21 protein-coding genes and 2 pseudogenes are annotated in these 15,659 nt (G+C 65.6%); 17 read left to right on the top strand and 6 right to left on the bottom strand.

The features are described from left to right. Position 1 precedes the first annotated feature (1 nt). The 10 genes from EPO50_RS17740 to EPO50_RS17695 all read left to right on the top strand — a co-directional run bounded on the left by EPO50_RS17740 (position 2) and on the right by EPO50_RS17695 (position 5,945). Entirely contained in the window at positions 2–544 is a 543-nt protein-coding gene (locus EPO50_RS17740) for a GNAT family N-acetyltransferase (RefSeq protein ID WP_296346331.1), read from the top strand. Between the two features lie 86 nt (positions 545–630). Continuing rightward, complete coding sequence (locus EPO50_RS17735) at positions 631–1,389, top strand: hypothetical protein (protein WP_296346330.1); 759 nt, start codon at positions 631–633, stop codon at positions 1,387–1,389. Between the two features lie 121 nt (positions 1,390–1,510). After that, positions 1,511–1,756: a helix-turn-helix transcriptional regulator gene (locus tag EPO50_RS17730; RefSeq protein WP_296346329.1), complete on the top strand. Its 246-nt coding sequence runs from the start codon at positions 1,511–1,513 to the stop codon at positions 1,754–1,756. A gap of 74 nt (positions 1,757–1,830) precedes the next feature. Beyond that, a complete protein-coding gene (locus tag EPO50_RS17725; RefSeq protein WP_296346328.1) occupies positions 1,831–2,118 on the top strand; it encodes a hypothetical protein in 288 nt (95 codons plus the stop codon). 10 nt (positions 2,119–2,128) lie between these two features. After that, positions 2,129–2,785, top strand: coding sequence for a hypothetical protein (locus tag EPO50_RS17720; protein ID WP_296346327.1), 657 nt, complete (start codon positions 2,129–2,131; stop codon positions 2,783–2,785). A gap of 340 nt (positions 2,786–3,125) precedes the next feature. Beyond that, on the top strand, positions 3,126–3,311 hold the full coding sequence (locus tag EPO50_RS17715) for a hypothetical protein (RefSeq protein WP_296346326.1): 186 nt from the start codon (positions 3,126–3,128) through the stop codon (positions 3,309–3,311). Between the two features lie 38 nt (positions 3,312–3,349). Continuing rightward, positions 3,350–3,988, top strand: coding sequence for a glutathione S-transferase family protein (locus EPO50_RS17710; RefSeq protein WP_296346325.1), 639 nt, complete (start codon positions 3,350–3,352; stop codon positions 3,986–3,988). A gap of 51 nt (positions 3,989–4,039) precedes the next feature. Further along, a complete protein-coding gene (locus tag EPO50_RS17705) occupies positions 4,040–4,627 on the top strand; it encodes a TIGR02444 family protein (RefSeq protein ID WP_296346324.1) in 588 nt (195 codons plus the stop codon). Next, positions 4,624–5,403 (top strand): fumarylacetoacetate hydrolase family protein, encoded by a 780-nt coding sequence (locus tag EPO50_RS17700; protein ID WP_296346323.1) that lies wholly within the window; start codon positions 4,624–4,626, stop codon positions 5,401–5,403. Before EPO50_RS17705 ends, EPO50_RS17700 begins: the two co-directional genes overlap by 4 nt. A 68-nt stretch (positions 5,404–5,471) precedes the next feature. After that, positions 5,472–5,945 (top strand): hypothetical protein, encoded by a 474-nt coding sequence (locus tag EPO50_RS17695; RefSeq protein ID WP_296346322.1) that lies wholly within the window; start codon positions 5,472–5,474, stop codon positions 5,943–5,945. Positions 5,946–6,087: 142 nt separating this feature from the next. On the opposite strand, the pseudogene EPO50_RS17690 reads toward EPO50_RS17695, so the two are convergent. Further along, positions 6,088–6,266: pseudogene (locus EPO50_RS17690) on the bottom strand (flavoprotein); the annotation flags it as partial. A 239-nt stretch (positions 6,267–6,505) separates the two neighbouring features. On the opposite strand from EPO50_RS17690, the gene EPO50_RS17685 reads away from it, so the two are divergent. Next, positions 6,506–6,685: a YdcH family protein gene (locus tag EPO50_RS17685; protein ID WP_296346321.1), complete on the top strand. Its 180-nt coding sequence runs from the start codon at positions 6,506–6,508 to the stop codon at positions 6,683–6,685. Positions 6,686–6,695: 10 nt separating this feature from the next. Here EPO50_RS17685 and EPO50_RS17680 read toward each other — a convergent pair whose 3' ends face one another. The 3 genes from EPO50_RS17680 to EPO50_RS17670 all read right to left on the bottom strand — a co-directional run bounded on the left by EPO50_RS17680 (position 6,696) and on the right by EPO50_RS17670 (position 8,334). Beyond that, on the bottom strand, positions 6,696–7,004 hold the full coding sequence (locus tag EPO50_RS17680) for a hypothetical protein (protein ID WP_296346320.1): 309 nt from the start codon (positions 7,002–7,004) through the stop codon (positions 6,696–6,698). Beyond that, positions 7,001–7,711 (bottom strand): AzlC family ABC transporter permease, encoded by a 711-nt coding sequence (locus tag EPO50_RS17675; RefSeq protein ID WP_296346319.1) that lies wholly within the window; start codon positions 7,709–7,711, stop codon positions 7,001–7,003. The genes EPO50_RS17680 and EPO50_RS17675 overlap by 4 nt, the downstream gene beginning before the upstream one ends. Positions 7,712–7,914: 203 nt before the next feature. Next, complete coding sequence (locus tag EPO50_RS17670; protein WP_296346318.1) at positions 7,915–8,334, bottom strand: GFA family protein; 420 nt, start codon at positions 8,332–8,334, stop codon at positions 7,915–7,917. Positions 8,335–8,408: 74 nt separating this feature from the next. On the opposite strand from EPO50_RS17670, the gene EPO50_RS17665 reads away from it, so the two are divergent. Next, the gene (locus EPO50_RS17665) at positions 8,409–9,416 is read left to right on the top strand and encodes a hypothetical protein (protein WP_296346317.1); all 1,008 of its coding nucleotides are present in this window, start codon (positions 8,409–8,411) and stop codon (positions 9,414–9,416) included. Here the strand turns inward: EPO50_RS17665 and EPO50_RS17660 are convergent. Next, positions 9,413–9,568: pseudogene (locus EPO50_RS17660) on the bottom strand (IS5/IS1182 family transposase); the annotation flags it as partial. The gene EPO50_RS17665 and the pseudogene EPO50_RS17660 sit on opposite strands and share 4 nt — an antisense overlap. A 112-nt stretch (positions 9,569–9,680) precedes the next feature. Between EPO50_RS17660 and EPO50_RS17655 the strand changes: the two are divergent. Together EPO50_RS17655 and EPO50_RS17650 are read left to right on the top strand one after the other, a co-directional pair. Then, positions 9,681–11,474 carry an adenylate/guanylate cyclase domain-containing protein gene (locus EPO50_RS17655; protein ID WP_296346316.1) on the top strand — a complete coding sequence of 598 codons (1,794 nt, stop codon included), beginning with the start codon at positions 9,681–9,683 and terminating at the stop codon, positions 11,472–11,474. 77 nt (positions 11,475–11,551) lie between these two features. Further along, positions 11,552–12,151 carry a class I SAM-dependent methyltransferase gene (locus tag EPO50_RS17650; protein ID WP_296346315.1) on the top strand — a complete coding sequence of 200 codons (600 nt, stop codon included), beginning with the start codon at positions 11,552–11,554 and terminating at the stop codon, positions 12,149–12,151. A gap of 28 nt (positions 12,152–12,179) precedes the next feature. Here EPO50_RS17650 and plsY read toward each other — a convergent pair whose 3' ends face one another. Next, positions 12,180–12,842 carry a glycerol-3-phosphate 1-O-acyltransferase PlsY gene (gene plsY, locus EPO50_RS17645; protein WP_296346314.1) on the bottom strand — a complete coding sequence of 221 codons (663 nt, stop codon included), beginning with the start codon at positions 12,840–12,842 and terminating at the stop codon, positions 12,180–12,182. A gap of 441 nt (positions 12,843–13,283) precedes the next feature. Here plsY and EPO50_RS17640 point away from each other — a divergent pair, with 441 nt between their 5' ends. The 3 genes from EPO50_RS17640 (at position 13,284) to EPO50_RS17630 (ending at position 15,574) form a co-directional block, all read left to right on the top strand. Next, positions 13,284–13,730: a Fur family transcriptional regulator gene (locus tag EPO50_RS17640; protein WP_296346313.1), complete on the top strand. Its 447-nt coding sequence runs from the start codon at positions 13,284–13,286 to the stop codon at positions 13,728–13,730. Positions 13,731–13,976: 246 nt separating this feature from the next. Then, positions 13,977–14,480 carry a sigma-70 family RNA polymerase sigma factor gene (locus tag EPO50_RS17635; protein WP_296346312.1) on the top strand — a complete coding sequence of 168 codons (504 nt, stop codon included), beginning with the start codon at positions 13,977–13,979 and terminating at the stop codon, positions 14,478–14,480. A gap of 65 nt (positions 14,481–14,545) precedes the next feature. Next, positions 14,546–15,574 carry a FecR family protein gene (locus EPO50_RS17630; protein ID WP_296346311.1) on the top strand — a complete coding sequence of 343 codons (1,029 nt, stop codon included), beginning with the start codon at positions 14,546–14,548 and terminating at the stop codon, positions 15,572–15,574. Positions 15,575–15,659: the final 85 nt, after the last annotated feature.

The following is a 15,659-nucleotide window of genomic DNA, read 5'->3' as shown; positions in this document are numbered from 1 at the left end:
AATGACCGTCTTGCAGACGATGCGGCTGACGCTCCGTCCGTGCTGCCCGAGTGACCGCGCCGACTTCATGAGCCTCGAGCGCGACCCGGAGGTCATGCGCTTTCTCAACGGCGGACACGCCGTCGACCACGAGAAAATCGATCCGAACGCGACGTTCCTCATGCCGAGAGGCACGGAGCCTCACGTCTGGACGGCGCGTCGCACCGCCAACGGCGCGTTCGTCGGGTGGTTCTGTCTGTGGCCGGAGAGCGAGACGGTGGCCGAACTCGGCTATCGCCTGCGCCGGACGGAGTGGGGGCAGGGGTTCGCCTCGGAAGGGGCGTCGGCTCTCGTCGACTGGGGATTCAGAAGCGGTGGGTATGACAAGGTCGTGGCGACCACCATGGCGGTGAACCACGCCTCGCGCCGCGTGATGGAGAAGATCGGCTTGACGTACGCGCGCACGGTTTTCGTCGACAGGCCCGATCCCATTCCGGGCAACGAGCACGGCGACGTCTGGTACGAGTTGGCGCGCACGGACTGGAACCGGCTCCGCGACCGCTGAAAGATCGACAGAAAACTTGCAGGATTGTGAGGGGCGGCTACTCCTCGACCGTGTTCGACATTCACCGGTCAAGGAGGACCATTTCGATGTCCATCGCTCCGAACGACGCTGTTCCCACGACTCCCAACACCACACCAAGCTGGATGATGCGCGGGAAGGCCGCGCACGAGGCCTATGCGCGCGATGCCGCCGAGCAGGAGGTCCGCCGCGAGGCGCAGCGGCGCCTGCATCGCTTTCGCATCGACGTGAACGAACCGGCGCGCATCACCTTCCTCGATGGCGCGCTCGACGAGGATGGATTGCTGGCGGTGCCCAGCCTCTACGAGCACACGGTGCAGCTCGCCGGGCGCTGGGCGACGTTCGTCTGTGTCGGCGGCGGTGCCGAGCCGTGCCCGATCTGCGACAGTGGCCGCCCGCCGGCGCTGGTCGCGGCCTTCACGGTGATCGACCACCGGCCCTACACGATCCGCCGCGGCCCCAAGGCGGGCACGGTCGTGGTCGACCAGCGCAAACTGTTCGTCGCCAAGAAGAGCACGCTCGCCAAGCTGCAGTTCAAGGCGACGACGCTCGGTGGCCTTGATGGCGTGACCATGGCGGTGACGCGCCTCGACACCGGCGACGGTCTCTCGCCCGGCGTCGGCACGGAGTTCGATTTCGTCGAACGCACGCCGCTCGACGTGCTGGCGGAGAAGTATGGCGCTGAGGGCGTGCCCGCCAACTACGAGCAGGAGTTTCCCTACCTGCCCGCGTCGCGCCTGATCCAGCTCGGCCTCGGCCGCGCTCCAGTGGCGGCCACCTTCACGCCACGCTCGTTCGACATCGCCAAGCTGGCGGAGGCGATGTGAGCGCCGCAATCAAGCTTCCTCCCCCGTCAACGGGGGAGGTGCCTCGCCTTGCGAGGCGGAGGGGTCATGACCCCTCCGTCGCCGCAGACGGCGCCACCTCCCCATTTGAATGGGGAGGAGCATGAGCCCGCAGCACAGCACGGCCCTCGATCCGCTGGTGCATCGCCTCGTCGGCGAGATCGAGGAGCGCGGGCTCGCGCGCGAGCAGGTGTCGCTCGATGCCGGGCTGGGCAAGGACACGATTGGCTCGTGGGCGCGCGGCCAGCGCACGCCCAACATCGGCAACCTGCGCGCCGCGCTGCAGGTGGTTGGCTGTGCAATCGATTGCACGCCCCTCGATTGCACATCCTTTCGGAATCCTCGTTAAGCGGGATTCCTTGCGTTCCTGGAGAAACGTCGCAGAAGTAGGATTCTGGCAAAGACCAAGGAGGGTCGCTGGACATGCCCATCACGATCGTGCGGCGCGGTGTTGCGCCTGCGCCCGAACCCATCGTCAAGGAATGCGAAGCCACGGCAGCGACGAGCGGTGCAGCGGGCCGCAACGGCGCGGAATACAAACGCCGTTCCGCGCAGCTCATCGCCAACCGCCTGTTGATGGCAAAGCTGGCACGCCAGCCGCGCCTCACGGTCGACGAGGAGCAGGCGGCGATCCGCCGCTTCAAGGCGACGCGCGGGATCACGCGCTATCCCGCCGCCTTCGCCGCGCCGACCCAAGCCTTCATTCGATAGAGGCAGCATCATGCAACTCGCCACCAAGACTCACGTCCCTATGGCGCGCGCACTCAAGGGCGATGTGCTCGCGCCCGATCCGCTGACCTGCGCCGCGCACGAGATCGAGAACATGTCCGAAGCGGAGGCGCATATGCTGGCGGCGGAGATTGCCGAAACCAGCGACTTCGACGCCTTTCGCCTGGGCGGCCTGCTGGCGCGCATCCATCGCGAGAAATGGTTCGTCGGCGCCGGCCATGCCGACTTCCGCAGCTACGTCGAGCAGCGCCACGGCTTCAAGCTGCGCAAGGCGCTCTATCTCGTGTCGATCTACGAAAGCGTGATCGACCTCGGCCTGACATGGAACGAGCTGAAGCCGGTCGGCTGGTCCAAGCTCAAGGAGCTGGTCGGCGTCATCACCCAGGACAATGCCTCGCAATGGCTGGCGACCGCCGCGGCCGAGGATATGACGGTGCTGAAGCTGCACGCGCTGGTGCGCGAGACGAAGGGCGAGGCGAAAGGCGAGGGGACTCAACGGCGTGTCGCCTCTTCGGAACCCGCGATCTCAGCCTCCGCGATTACCGATGCGCAGTTCAAGGCGCACATGGCCGCCATCGGCTGGGAAGCCACCTTGGCGGTCTTCGAACAAAACTTTCCCGATCTCGCTCTCACCGTCGAGGAGAGCTAGGCGAGGAAGGCTGATCTGCAAAAAAGTTTGGCGCGCAAGATTCGCGTTTCGCAGACTCGGATCGGATGATCGCCGAAGAGTTTCAGTGCGAGTTTCAGTGACCGGGGAAGGTCGCTGCAATGGGAAGCCGGGCCAGCCAAGGAGGGCTGTACGACCAAGGAGGGTCTGCCCGGCGACCTATTGCGAGGGAAGGGGACAAAACAAAACCTCACCCTGAGGAGCGCTCCATAGGAGCGCGTCTCGAAGGGTGGGAGCCAGTCATGCTGTTGCCGACCCTTCGAGACGCCGCGCTTCGCGCGGCTCCTCAGGGTGAGGCGAACACTTTGGAAGGAGGACTCACATGAGCCAGAAGAAGATCCGTCTCGCCGTCGATCTCACCGTCGAACCGAACAGCGCCGACATGAACGACCTCAAGCAACGCCTGCTCGGCGTCATGGCCACCGCCCACGCCGACGGCACGCTCACCGCCGACACGACCGCCGAGATCGTCGACTACAACGCGGTGTGCGTGGAATACGGCGGGTAAAGCTGCCATAGGTCGGCATCGATGGAGGGAGTTGCCGAATGGGCGAGCTGGTCCTGACCACCTTCGATTGGGTACCCGAGATGCCGCGCGGCTTCGTGCGCGATCTGCGCGTGCGCTGGGCGCTGGAAGAAGCGGGGCTGCCCTATCGCGTCGAAAGCGTGCCGTTTCGCGACCGCGGCCCGGCGCATATCGAGCATCAACCGTTCGGCCAGGTGCCGTGGCTGACCGACGGCGACCTCTCGATCTTCGAGAGCGGCGCGATCCTGCTGCATCTCGGCCAGCGGAGCGAGGCGCTGCTGCCGGCCGATCCGCGGGCGCGCAGCGAGGCGACGGAGTGGCTGTTCGCCGCGCTCAACTCGGTCGAGATGGCGAGCCTGCCCTGGGCGCTCCTGATGTTCACCAACAACAACGACGATACGCCGGCCTGGAAATTTCTCGACGGGTTCCTCACGCTGCGGCTGCAGCGCATGGAGCCTGTGCTGGCGAAACGCGACTGGCTGGCGGGGTCGTTCTCCGCCGCCGACATCGTCATGTCGGACGTGCTGCGTCCCGTTCATCGCTTCGACGGGCTGGCGGACTATCCCGCCTGCCGCGCCTATGTCGCGCGCGCCACGGCCCGTCCGGCTTTCGCGAAGGCGCACGCCGACCAGTTGGCGCATTTCGCAAAGGCGGATTGAGCAGAACTGGTCCTCTGGAGTCCCGCGGCGACAGGGTCTAGAACCTGCGCCGTGTCCGATTTCCTGCCGCATCCGTTCTGGAATTTTTCGCTCGAGCTTTACGGGGCTGAGGGCGTGGCCGAGGCTTGTCTCGATCTGCAGGACCGGCGCGGCTGCGACGTCAACGTGCTGCTGTTCTGCTGCTGGCTCGCCGCGTCGGGGCGGCCGACGCTCAGCGCCGATCGGCTGCGCGCGATCCTGAAGGCGAGCGATGCCTGGCAGGCCGATGTCGTGAAGCCGCTGCGCGCGATCCGGCGCAAGCTGAAGGATGGAAGCTGGGCTGGCGCCTTGCCCGAGACCGTCGAAGCCGTGCGTCGTCGCGTCGCCGATGCCGAGCTGGCGGCCGAGCATGCCGAGCAGCTCGAACTCGCGAGCCTGCACATGCCGCTCGCCGATCGCGCCATCCATCGCGACGAGCCGCCCGAGAAGCGGATGCGCGCCGCGGTCGGCAACCTCGGCGTCTACGCCGTCTGTCTCGGCGTCGTGCCCGACGAGAAGGATCGTGTGGCCGTGGCGACGCTCATGCGCGCGACGTTTCCCGCGCTGGTGCCGGTCGAGATCGCGGATGCGGTCGGACTGCAGGCCGATCGCGTCACATGACTTCGCCGGAAGCCGAGCTGGCGGCGCAGCTCGTCGAAGCGCGGCGCACGCGCCGGCCGATCGAGCGTCTGGCGGATCGGCTGGTGCCGCCGGACGAGGACGCCGCCTATCGCGTTGCCGCGCTTGTCGCGGAGACAACAGGACAGACCGTCGGCGCGTGGAAGATCGGCGCCACCGCGCTCGATAACCTGCGCGATCTCGGCGCGTCGCAGCCGATCTATGGCCGGGTTGCCGCCAGCGCCGTCCGTCCCAGCCCGTGCCGTCTTCGCTTCGCCGACCTGATGACGCCGGTCGACGAGTGCGAGTTCGCCTTCGTGCTGGCGGACGATCTGCCGGCGCGCGCGGAGCCGTGGTCTGGCAACAATCTTCCCGAGCGCATCGCCGCGCTGCATCCCGCCATCGAGGTCGGCGAGCGGCGCATCGCGCGCACCCATCCGGTACCGATTGCCGCGCTCATTGCCGACGACTCGGCCGCGGGCCATCTCGTGCTCGGCGCCGCGGTACCGGACTGGCGCCGGCACGATCTCGCGGCCGCGACCGTGGCGTTGAGCATCGACGGCGTGGAACGCCGACGCGGCAGCGGCCGGGAAGTGCTCGGCCATCCGCTGAAGGCGCTGGCCTGGCTCGCCAATCGCCGCGCCGCCGAAGGCATGCCGCTGAAGGCGGGCGACATCGTCACCACGGGGAGCTGCACTGGCATGACCCTCATCGCTCCCGGCACGACGCACACCGCCGACTTCGGCCCGCTGGGCCAGGTGGAAGTCGCCTTCGATTGAGGACGACAGAGGGGGTTGCTCATCCAACCACGATGGTGTTTCGTTTGGAGCGAAGCGGGGGAGTATCCATGTCACTGTGGTCGCGTGCTGCGCTCTTGTCGGTTGCACTCTCTGCCGGCGCCCTCGCCGCATCCGCCCAGACGAAGGTGATACCCAAGGGCTGGTTCCTGCACGAGGAGCTGGCACCGACGCTGGACCTCGCTTTCTACGAGCCGACCTATGTGAGCTTTTCCGTGTCCTGCACCAAGGGCTACACCGACACGATCGTCGCCTTCATGCCGGAGACCAAGGGGCCGGACGGCAAGACGCAGGTGAAGCTCGCGCTGTCGCGCGGCGCCACCTCGGTTGCGATCGACGCGACTGGCCAGATGTACAGGGGCCGCTATGTGATCGACGGCCAGACCACGATGACGCCCTCACTCGCCGACCTGCTGCAAGGCGGCTTCACCCTGACCGCCGACGGCAAAGAGGTGAAGAGGTACGCGACGACCGACCAGGACGGCGCGCATGTCCGCAAGCTCACCGAGGCTTGCCGCGGCTAGGTCGGGCGTCAACACCTCCCCATTCAAATGGGGAGGTGCCTCGTCATACGAGGCGGAGGGGTCATGACCCCTCCGACGGCGCAGACGCCGCCACCTCCCCATTTGAATGGGGAGGAGGACGACATCAAAGACGATCCACAGGCAAAGGCGTTTCTCGGGCAACCAAGACCAATTTGCGGCGTTTCTTCAGCACGACGTCGGCGGCTCGCGTCAGCAATTTGCTGGTGATGCCGTAGGCGATCTCAGCAAGGTGCGCGTAGAGCAGGGTGCCACGACCATCCCCGGTCAGGACGATCCACTCGAAAACGCACCGGCGGGGTTGCCGATTGGGTATGCCACATCCGCGAGCCGTCGCACGTCGGCGTCCTTCCATCCGTTCCACGCTTTTGAAGCCGTTGCCCGTGACAACTCACGTCGTGACAACTCACGTCACGGCAGCTCGTTTCGTGCGGCTTATGCACAGTCCGGGAGGGGTGCGACAACTGGTGCTCGATTCAGCGTGACTCGTCCCTATGTAAGAGTCAGAGTCGGCTATCCACAACCAGCTCGGAGGTCGCTTTATGAGCACCGTGGACCACATCGAAGCGCTGAAAGCCAAGCACGCTTCGCTGGAGCACGCGATCGATCAAGAAAGCACGCGCCCGCATCCCGATGACGATGCGATCTGCAGCCTCAAGAAACGAAAATTAATGATCAAGGACGAGATCGTCCGATTGAGCGGGGCCGCACCACCTCACTAATCTTCCTCACTCACTGAAGTCCGGCCCAGCGCGCGAGCGCCACAGCGCCGACCGCGCCGAACAGGCCGGGCGTGAATCCGCCCGCCGTGCGCGTGAGCACGGCGGCCGCGATCGCGCCCGCCCAGTAGGCGCCGCCCGCTTGTGTGAGGGGCACGACCGCCGCCGAGACCAGCACGGCGCCCGGCGCATGATCCAACATTGCTGCGACAAATCGATGACGGCCGAGCCAGCGCATGGCGATGAAGCCGCCGCCCTTGGCCGCCATCGCCGCCAGCGCCATCACGAAGATCGCGACGAGGTTCTCGGGGCTCGCGCTCATGAGGGCGTCTTCTCGCCGGTCTTGCGGTAATCGCGCAGCGCGCCGAACAGGCCGCCGGCCAGTCCGCCGATCACGATGTACCAGTTGCCGCCGATCGACCATTTGGCCGCAAGCGCGACCACGATGGCGACGGCCCACGGCGCGAGATCGCGCTTGCCGCGAAAGAGGATCGTCGCCACCACGACGAATACCGCGACGCCCACGAAGTCGAGGCCGAGCCGACGCGCGGCCGTGGGATCGCTGAGAACTCCGCCCGCTGCGAGATGGCCGAGCAGCGTCGAGCCTGACCAGATGCAGGCCATGATGAAGCCGCCGCCCAGGAATCGGCCGAGGTCGCCATGGCCGCGGCGATACTCGGCGATGTTGATCGCCCAGTTCTGGTCGACGGTGACGTACCAGACCAGCGGCTGCTGCCACCACGGCAGGTGCGGCAGATGCGGCTGCAGTGCGGCGCCCATCACGAAGTAGCGCAGGTTGGCCACGAACACCGAGACGAACAGCGCGACCAGCGGCAGCGGCCGCGCCCAGATGTCGAGCGCCACCATCTGGCTGGTGCCGGCCATGACGGTGAAGCTCATCAACGTCGTCTCGAAGGCGCTCAAGCCTTTCTGCGCCGCGGCGACGCCGAAGCCGATGCCGAAGGGCAGCGAGGCGAGGCCGGGCAGGATCATGCGCAACGCACCGGCCTGAAAACTTCGCCACGTCACGCGCGCAGAAAGGGACACGGGGGAAAGACCTATGAAACGGGGCGCTCTCTATAGTCGCTTTCCTCTTCCCCCTTCAAATGAGGAAGGCTCATGACCCCTCCCCATTCAAATGGGGAGGTGGCGCCGTCTGCGGCGACGGAGGGGTCATGACCCCTCCGCCTCGTATGACGAGGCACCTCCCCATCTGAATGGGGAGGCGGAGATCACGCCACCGACCGCACGCCGTTGTCGAGCGCGTACCAGGCGGGGCGGTGTTTGGACCAGAAGAACGCGGCCGGAGCGGTGAAGGCGGGGTCGCCGAAGCAGCCGGCGGAGACCACGATGTCATCGGGGATGGCTTCGGCCGACATGTAAAGAAGCGTGCCGCAGCTCGGGCAGAAGGTCTGCTCGATCCAGCGGTCGGAGTCGCTGCTGCGGCGCCACGAGCGGCGTTCGCCGTCGACGCTCACGATCGCCGCCTTGGCGAAGCGCGCACGCCAGGCAAAGGCGGTGCCGGTGGCGCGCTGGCATTCGAGGCAGCCGCAGGCATAGACGGAGGCAGGATCGCCGGCGACGGTGAGCCTGAGGCCGCCGCATGCACAGCTGGCAGTCTTGTTGGGGAGAGCGGATCTTGTGTCGGTCATCCGCCCCATATGGGATGCTCGGCGCGTCCGTACTACGCACCTCGAAGTAGGTACCCTTTTTATTCAGGTACGCCATGCCTCTCCGGTCGGAACTGTTTCGCGGCGATACGAGACTGGAGGGCGCGGCCAGCCGCGACAGCGCGCATATCGTGCCGGGCGGCCGTGGCCCGCATGTCGAGAAGATCCATCTCGCGCTGATGCTGCTCGACGATGCCGAGATCGCCAGCGACGAACTCGCCGACGACCTCTACGGCCCGAGCACGGCCGCGGCGGTGCTGGCCTACAAGCGCCGGCGCCGCATCGTCAACGCGCGCTACCAGACGACGCCGGACAATATCGTCGGCCGCATGACCATGGCCTCGCTCGACAACGAGATGTTCGGCCGCCAGGTGAGCCTCAAGCGCTGCGGCTGCACCTACACGCCGGCCAGCGGCGGCGCGCGCAAGGAACACTTCTTCGCCTTCGCGATTCCTGTCGACTCGACGGGTGGAGCGGGCGGCTCCTCAGGCGGCACCGCCAAGCAGCTCACGGGCGGCGGCTCGCAGTCAACACTCGCGCTCGCGCTGGCGGCCGTACCCGCCGCGAGCGGGATGCGCGACCGTGCGCGCACCGTGCTCAACGCCGTGATCGATGGCGGTGCTGCGGCGGACCGGACCCTGGGGCTCGCCGCTCTTACGCGGCACTACAAGGTGACGGCCGCGCCCGACGTCGACCGCGTCGCGCGCGAGGTGCGCAACAACCTGGCGCAGGTGTCGAGCCGGCTGCTGTCGGCGCGCGCCTGGCTGCGTCAGGGCACGAGCCCCGGTTTCGCCGACACGCCGACGCCGCGCGACGGCCACACCTACATCAATCTCGACTACGGCGTGTCGGGGCGGTTCCTGCGGCCGACCATCCTGATCCACGAGGCGTTCCACGACATCGCCGACCGCCACCAGGATTTCGGCGGCAACCCGGTCAACGACCGCGGCGCGCGCTATCACTTGAACGACACCGCCACGCAACTCGTTAACGCCTACGCGATGAGCCAGTTCGTCCTGCACCTCAACGTCGGCCAGGAAATCTTCCTCGGCGATTCGGATTAAGTAGTGGACTCAAACATAACCCACAGTCTGGCAGATGAGATGAGGACGGCAGTGAGGAAGTTTCGGGCGGTCTTGTCGTAGCGTGCTGCGATACATCGGAAGTGTTTGAGTTTGTCGAAGAAGCGCTCGACCGGATTGCGCTGGCGATAGAGCTATGGATCGACCGAGCGCTGCTCCTTGCGGTCCTTCCGGGGTGGGCTTGCGGCCATTGCCCTGTTCGAAGGCCCTTCATATCATCGTGGCCAGGCGACGGAGGATACGCCATTGGCCCACGAGCAGCGCAGACTTGCGGTTATCGTCGCCATAGACGTTGTGGGCTACTCGCGCCTGATGGGCCAAAATGAAAGTGGCACCCATGCTCTCCTCAAGACGCATCTTGCCGAACGCGTAGAGCCCTCCATCCACCGCCATGGAGGTCGCGTGGTCAAGCTAACCGGCGATGGCGCGCTTGCCGAGTTCGATAGCGCCGTCAATGCGCTGAGCGCCCTCATCGAGCTGCAGCAAGCGATGGCCGGTGCAAACCGAGACCAGCCGGAGCCAAGCCGCATTGTCTTTCGGGCTGGCATCCATCTCGGCGAAGTGATCGTGGAGGCTGATGATCTCTACGGCGACGACGTGAACATCGCAGTACGCCTCCAGGGTGAGTCCCCGCCAGGTGGCATCCTAATTTCGCGCGCCGTACGTGAGGCGGTAGACGGCCGCATCAAGGCGGAGCTTCACGCCCTAGGAGAGCTATCCCTCAAGAACATCGTGCGGCCGATCCGTGCCTTTCGAGTGGAGTGGAAGGAAGCTGACTGGCCGACCGCTACCCAAGCGCCGTTGCCCAAGTCCGTCATCCCCGTCCCGGCCTTTGCCCTTTCCGACAAGCCCTCGATCGCCGTGCTTGCCTTCCGAAATCTGAGCGGCGATGCCGAGCGCGAGTATTTCGCGGACGGCATGGTCGACGACATCATCACCATCCTGTCGCGTGTTCCGAACTTCCTGGTGATCGCCCGCAATTCTTCTTACTCGTACAAAGGCCGTTCCGTCGACGTACGGCAGATAGGGAGCGAACTCGGGGTCCGCTACGTCCTCGACGGCAGCATTCGCAGTGCCGGAAACAGGCTGCGTATCAATTGCGTGCTCATCGACGCGACAAGCGGAAATCACATTTGGGCCGAACGCTATGACGGCGCCATCGAGGACGTCTTCGATCTGCAGGACAGCATCACGTCGAGCATCGTCGCCACGATCTACCCTCAGCTCATGAGTTCCGAGATAACCCGCGCCCAGGCGAAGCCGACCAGCAACCTGACAGCCTACGATTTCTATCTGCGTGCAATTCCGGGGATTGTCCCCGTCGCTACGGAGAGCTCAATCAGCGAAGCCCTGATGCTGCTCGATCGTGCCATTGCCGCCGACCCGCAGTTTTCGTCCGCCTATGCCTACGTGGCCCGCGCTCATTGGGGGCGCCTGCATCAAGGATGGGGTTCGAGTCGCGAGGCGAGGGCACAGGGCTATGAAGCAGCGAAGCGAGCTGTCGAGATTGGCAAGGACGATCCCGTTGCCCTTGCGCTCGGAGGATTCGGCATTGCCTCTCTCGGCGGAAAGCCTGAGGAGGGAGTGGAGCACATAGAACGCGCGCTGACTCTAAATCCCAATTTCCTCATGGCGTGGCGATTTGGCGGTGCCGCGCACTCGATGATCGGAAAGCACGAGAAATCCATTCAGTATTTTGAACGGGCGATGCAGCTCAGCCCCAGGGATGACTTTGCATTTGAAACGTACATCGGTTTCGTCACTCCCTGCTTTTTCCTCGGTCGCCATGACCAGGCTCTCCATTGGGCCGAACGGGCGCTTCGCGACAGGCCGCGCTCGTTTCTGGCCATAATGTGGAAGATCGTTGCACTAGCGATGGAGGGTAACCGTCCCGACGAACTGGCGGATCTGCTTGAGCAACTGAAATCGTTGCGTCCCCGTTTTTCGATCGCAGGATGCATGGCGCGCTTCGGTCCTTTCCAAGCCTCGGATCGCAAACTCTTCGAAACGGCGCTTCGCAGGGCGGGGCTTCCAGAGTAAGCAAGGCCGCAAGCGGTGAAAGGGGGCGGCCGTTTGCCTCGATACGGTGGGCGAGGCCGCACGCTAGAAGCGCACGCATGTTGCGCCGCTATTTCTGGTTTGTCTCACGCCTGCTGCCGAAACGGCCCGATCCGCCGGGATTTTCGTTCAGCGAAGACTGGTTCTCCGCGAATACGAAGCAGTTTCACAAGCGGCTCGCGCCGCTGGCGGGCATGCCCTGCCATCTGCTCGAGATCGGCTGCCACGAAGGCCGCGCGACCTGCTGGCTGCTGCAGCATGTCGCCACCCATGCCGACGCGACGATGACCTGCATCGACGGCGTGAAGCAGCCGGTCTTCGACGGCAATGTCGCGGCCACCGGCGGTGCGGAGAAGGTCACCTTCGTCAACCAGCCGTCGCGCGACGCGCTGCGCCGCCTGCCGCAACTGCATTACGATTTCATCTATGTCGACGGCAGCCATGCGACCATCGACGTGATGGAGGATGCGGTGCTGTCGTTCCGGCTGCTCAAGACCGGCGGCATCCTGGCGTTCGACGACTACAGGTGGGACGACAGCCGCCTGCGCGAACACGGCCGGCCCAAGCCCGCCATCGACGCCTTCGTCGCGCTCTACGCCAACAAGTTCACGATGCTCTCGAAGGGCAGTCAGGTCTGGCTCCGCAAGACAGCGGACTAGCGCTTTCGAGGTGATGCGCCCCCGGCGGTCACCGAACGTGCTGTCCGAGGTGCGGCTCGGTTCCTGCGAGCAGGCGCCGGATGCTGGCGCGATGGTGGACGACCACATAGAGGCCGCCGGCGAGCACCAGCAGGCAATAGGGCAGCGGTTCCTCCAGGGCGAAGACGAGGACGATCGCCGTCAGGGCGGCCAGCATCGCTGCCAGCGAGACGATGCGCGTGAGGGTGAGCACCGCGCCGAAGACCGCCACGGCGGCGACACCGGCCGGCCACGACAAGGCCAGCAGCACGCCGAGCCCCGTCGCTGCGGCCTTGCCACCGGCGAAGTTCAGCCAGATCGACCGGCTATGTCCCAGCATCACGGCGAGTCCGGCGAGGCAGATGGCCCACGGCAACCAGATTTCCGGATCGATCTCGTCGAAGTGTTCGACATAGGGTGTTTCCACGAGCCAGGGATAGAACCAGAGCGCAAGGACGATCGCGACCGCGCCCTTCAGCACATCGACCAGGAGCACGACCAGCGCCGGCCCTTTCCCAAGGGTGCGCAGGACGTTCGCTGTCCCGGTCGACCGGGAGCCGTGTTCGCGGATGTCGATGCCTCTGAGCAGGCGCCCCGCCAGATAGCCCGTCGGTATGGAGCCGAAGAGATAGGCGAACGCCAGCCCAACCACGCTCGCTGTCCAGAAAACCATGGGAGCTCCCTCGGTCCTGCCCCAAGGCCATCAAGTCTGGCTTCGTAGGAACGTGGACCAGGGCGGCTCAGGAACAAGTGTCTCTTTCGCCGGAAATACCCCCAGTCGCCCTGGACATGACCGAGTTGTTGCGAAGCCACAGAAATGACGCGGAGGACCCAAGCGGGCCTATTGCATTCCCGAGACTTTGACTAAGAACTCTCGCAACCACTTGTGTCGGGCGTCTCCATTTTGACGCGGATGCCAGCTCGCTGGAACGTCGACGGCGGGCAGCACCAGGTCGGGTTTCGCACGGTCGTGGACCAGAGTGGTTCACGAACAAATGTCTCTTTTTTGCGAAATATCCCCAGCGCTCATACGTCTAGTCTTGAGAGGGGCATTCGCTGGGAGGCGACGCTGAGCCTGGAAACGACACCGATGCCCGCCGGCAGATCGGCCGCGATGGAGGGCGACTACAGTACCCGGCCAGGGGCCGATACGGCGTTCGAGAGCGTGGAGCGGCTGTGCGGCAGCCTGGGCATTACGCTTACGCGTCAGCGGCGGATCGTCCTCGAGGTGCTGCAACAGGCGACCGACCATCCCTGTGCGACCGAGATCAGGCGTCGCATCTCGCGCAAGCGCCGGGTCGCCCTGGCCACCGTCTACCGCACGCTGAACATGCTGACCGAAGCGGGCATCCTGAAGCGCAGCCTCTTCAGCGACGGCCGGGCGCGCTACGAGATCCTCGGCCGGAGGGCACATCCGCACCTGATCGACGTCACGACCGGCGAGATCGTCGAGGTCGACGACGAGGACCTGGCACGCCAGATCGAGAAGGTGGCGCAGCGGCTCGGCTACCGGCTCGTGGACTTCCACCTGAAGATTCTGGGAGCCGGCGCGGCGAAGTAGGGCGGCGTCACGGCGGAGTAGGAAGAGGAGGGCGCATGCTCCGTACGCCTCCTCATTCAGATGGGGAGGTGCCTCGTCTTACGAGGCGGAGGGGGCATGCGCGATGTGTGGCCCTGACCCCTCCGCCCCTGGTTACAGGGGCACCTCCCCATTTGAATGGGGAGGAGAAGATATTGCGAATAATTCGCAATTGCGCTAAGGGCAGTCTCGTTTGTGCGCAACTGGGCGGGGGCTCCGAGAGTCGCTGTGTCTTCAGATCCGACGGCAGTCTTCGTCGAGCATAGAGGCTCGCTGGTCGCCTACGCGACCACCATGGTGGGGTCGCGCACGCAAGCCGAGGACCTGGTGCAGGAAGCGTGGGTGCGGCTCGAGCAGGCGACGCGCGAGCGCCTGGTCGGCGAGCCGCTGGCCTATCTCTACCGCATCATCCGCAATCTCGCGCACGACGGCCGCCGCGAGTTCGCGCGCAAGCAGCGGCTTCTTCACCTCAGCCACGAAAATGCGCCCGTGCTTTCCGGCACGGCGAGCGCGTCGCCCGAGACGATCGCGCTCTACAAGGACGAGCTGCGCTCGCTGGAGCAGGCGCTGGCGGAGCTGCCGAAGCGCACACGCATCGCCGTCGAGATGCACCGGCTGGGCAACTACAAGCTCAGGGAAATCGCGGCGTTCCTCGACATCTCGTTGCCCTATGCGCAGAGGCTCGTCGCCGAGGGGCTGGAGCATTGTCGCGAACGGCTGGGCTGGTGGTAGATCGCACCAACACCGGCGTTTCAATCTTCTTGTAGAATTTTCACCCGTTAGCCCGTCTAGGATGGATGTCTAACGCGACCGACGGAATAGGCACGATGGGTCTCACGCCCGACGCACCCCAACGGAAGGCCGCACGCGAGGCGACGGACTGGCTGCTGCTCCTGAAGGAGGAGCCGGCCGACAAGGATCTGCGTCGCCGCTTCGAGGAATGGCACGACGCCAGCCCGATCCATGCCGCGTCCTGGCAATCGACCCTGCGCTTGTCGGGCGGACTCGAACAGGTCCAGGCCGCGCATGCCGACGAATGGGCAACGCATCCCCGCGACTCCTCTCGACCGCAACCCGCAAGCCCGCGCCCAGGACCACGACAACGCTGGTTCGCGCGTCGGCCGGCCGCGATGCTTGCAGGTGTTGCACTGGCGGCCTGCATTGCCGCGTTCGCAGCGCCCGCGGTTCTGCTTCAGCTCAAGTCCGACTACACGACCGCGACCGCTGAGCTGCGCACGGTGACGCTCGACGACGGCAGCGAAGTCACCCTGGCGCCGAAAAGCGCGATCGCTGTCGACTATGCGGCGCGCGAGCGCAAGGTCGAGCTTCTGAGCGGCGTGGCCTTCTTTACCGTGCGCAAGGATTCCGAGCGGCCGTTCATCGTGCAGGCTGGCGCGGTGGAGACGACCGTGCTGGGCACGCGCTTCGAGGTGAACCGCGGCGACGACGGCGTGACGGTTTCGGTCGAGGAGGGGCTGGTCGCACTGAGCGACCGGCAGCTTCCTTCGTTGAATACGCGGCTGGGTGCCGGCCAGTCGGCCCGTGTCGGCCGCACCGGCGTGACCAGCAACACGACTCCAACCGTCGCAGCGTGGCGCCAGAAGCTGCTGCTGGCAGACGATCGGCCGGTCGGCGATGCGGTGGCCGACCTCGCGCGTTACTACGGCGGCACGATCGTGATCATGGACTCCGCGCTGGCGACGCGCCGGGTGACGGGCGTCTATGGACTGGCAGATCCGGAAGCATCGTTGCGCGACATTGCCCGCGCCATCGGTGCGGATGTTCGGCGGATCTCGCCGTGGATGCTCGTCCTGTCGAGCAAGTAGCGAAACTTTTTTTGCGGCGTTTGTAGAAAGCCATCGGTCGACTCCGTCTACCCCTCGGAACAGCGGATGCGTCGCGTTTGCGTTG

Origin of the sequence: Reyranella sp., from assembly GCF_004297405.1 — a bacterium.
GTDB lineage: Bacteria > Pseudomonadota > Alphaproteobacteria > Reyranellales > Reyranellaceae > Reyranella.
This window is presented reverse-complemented; position numbering and strand designations above follow the sequence as displayed.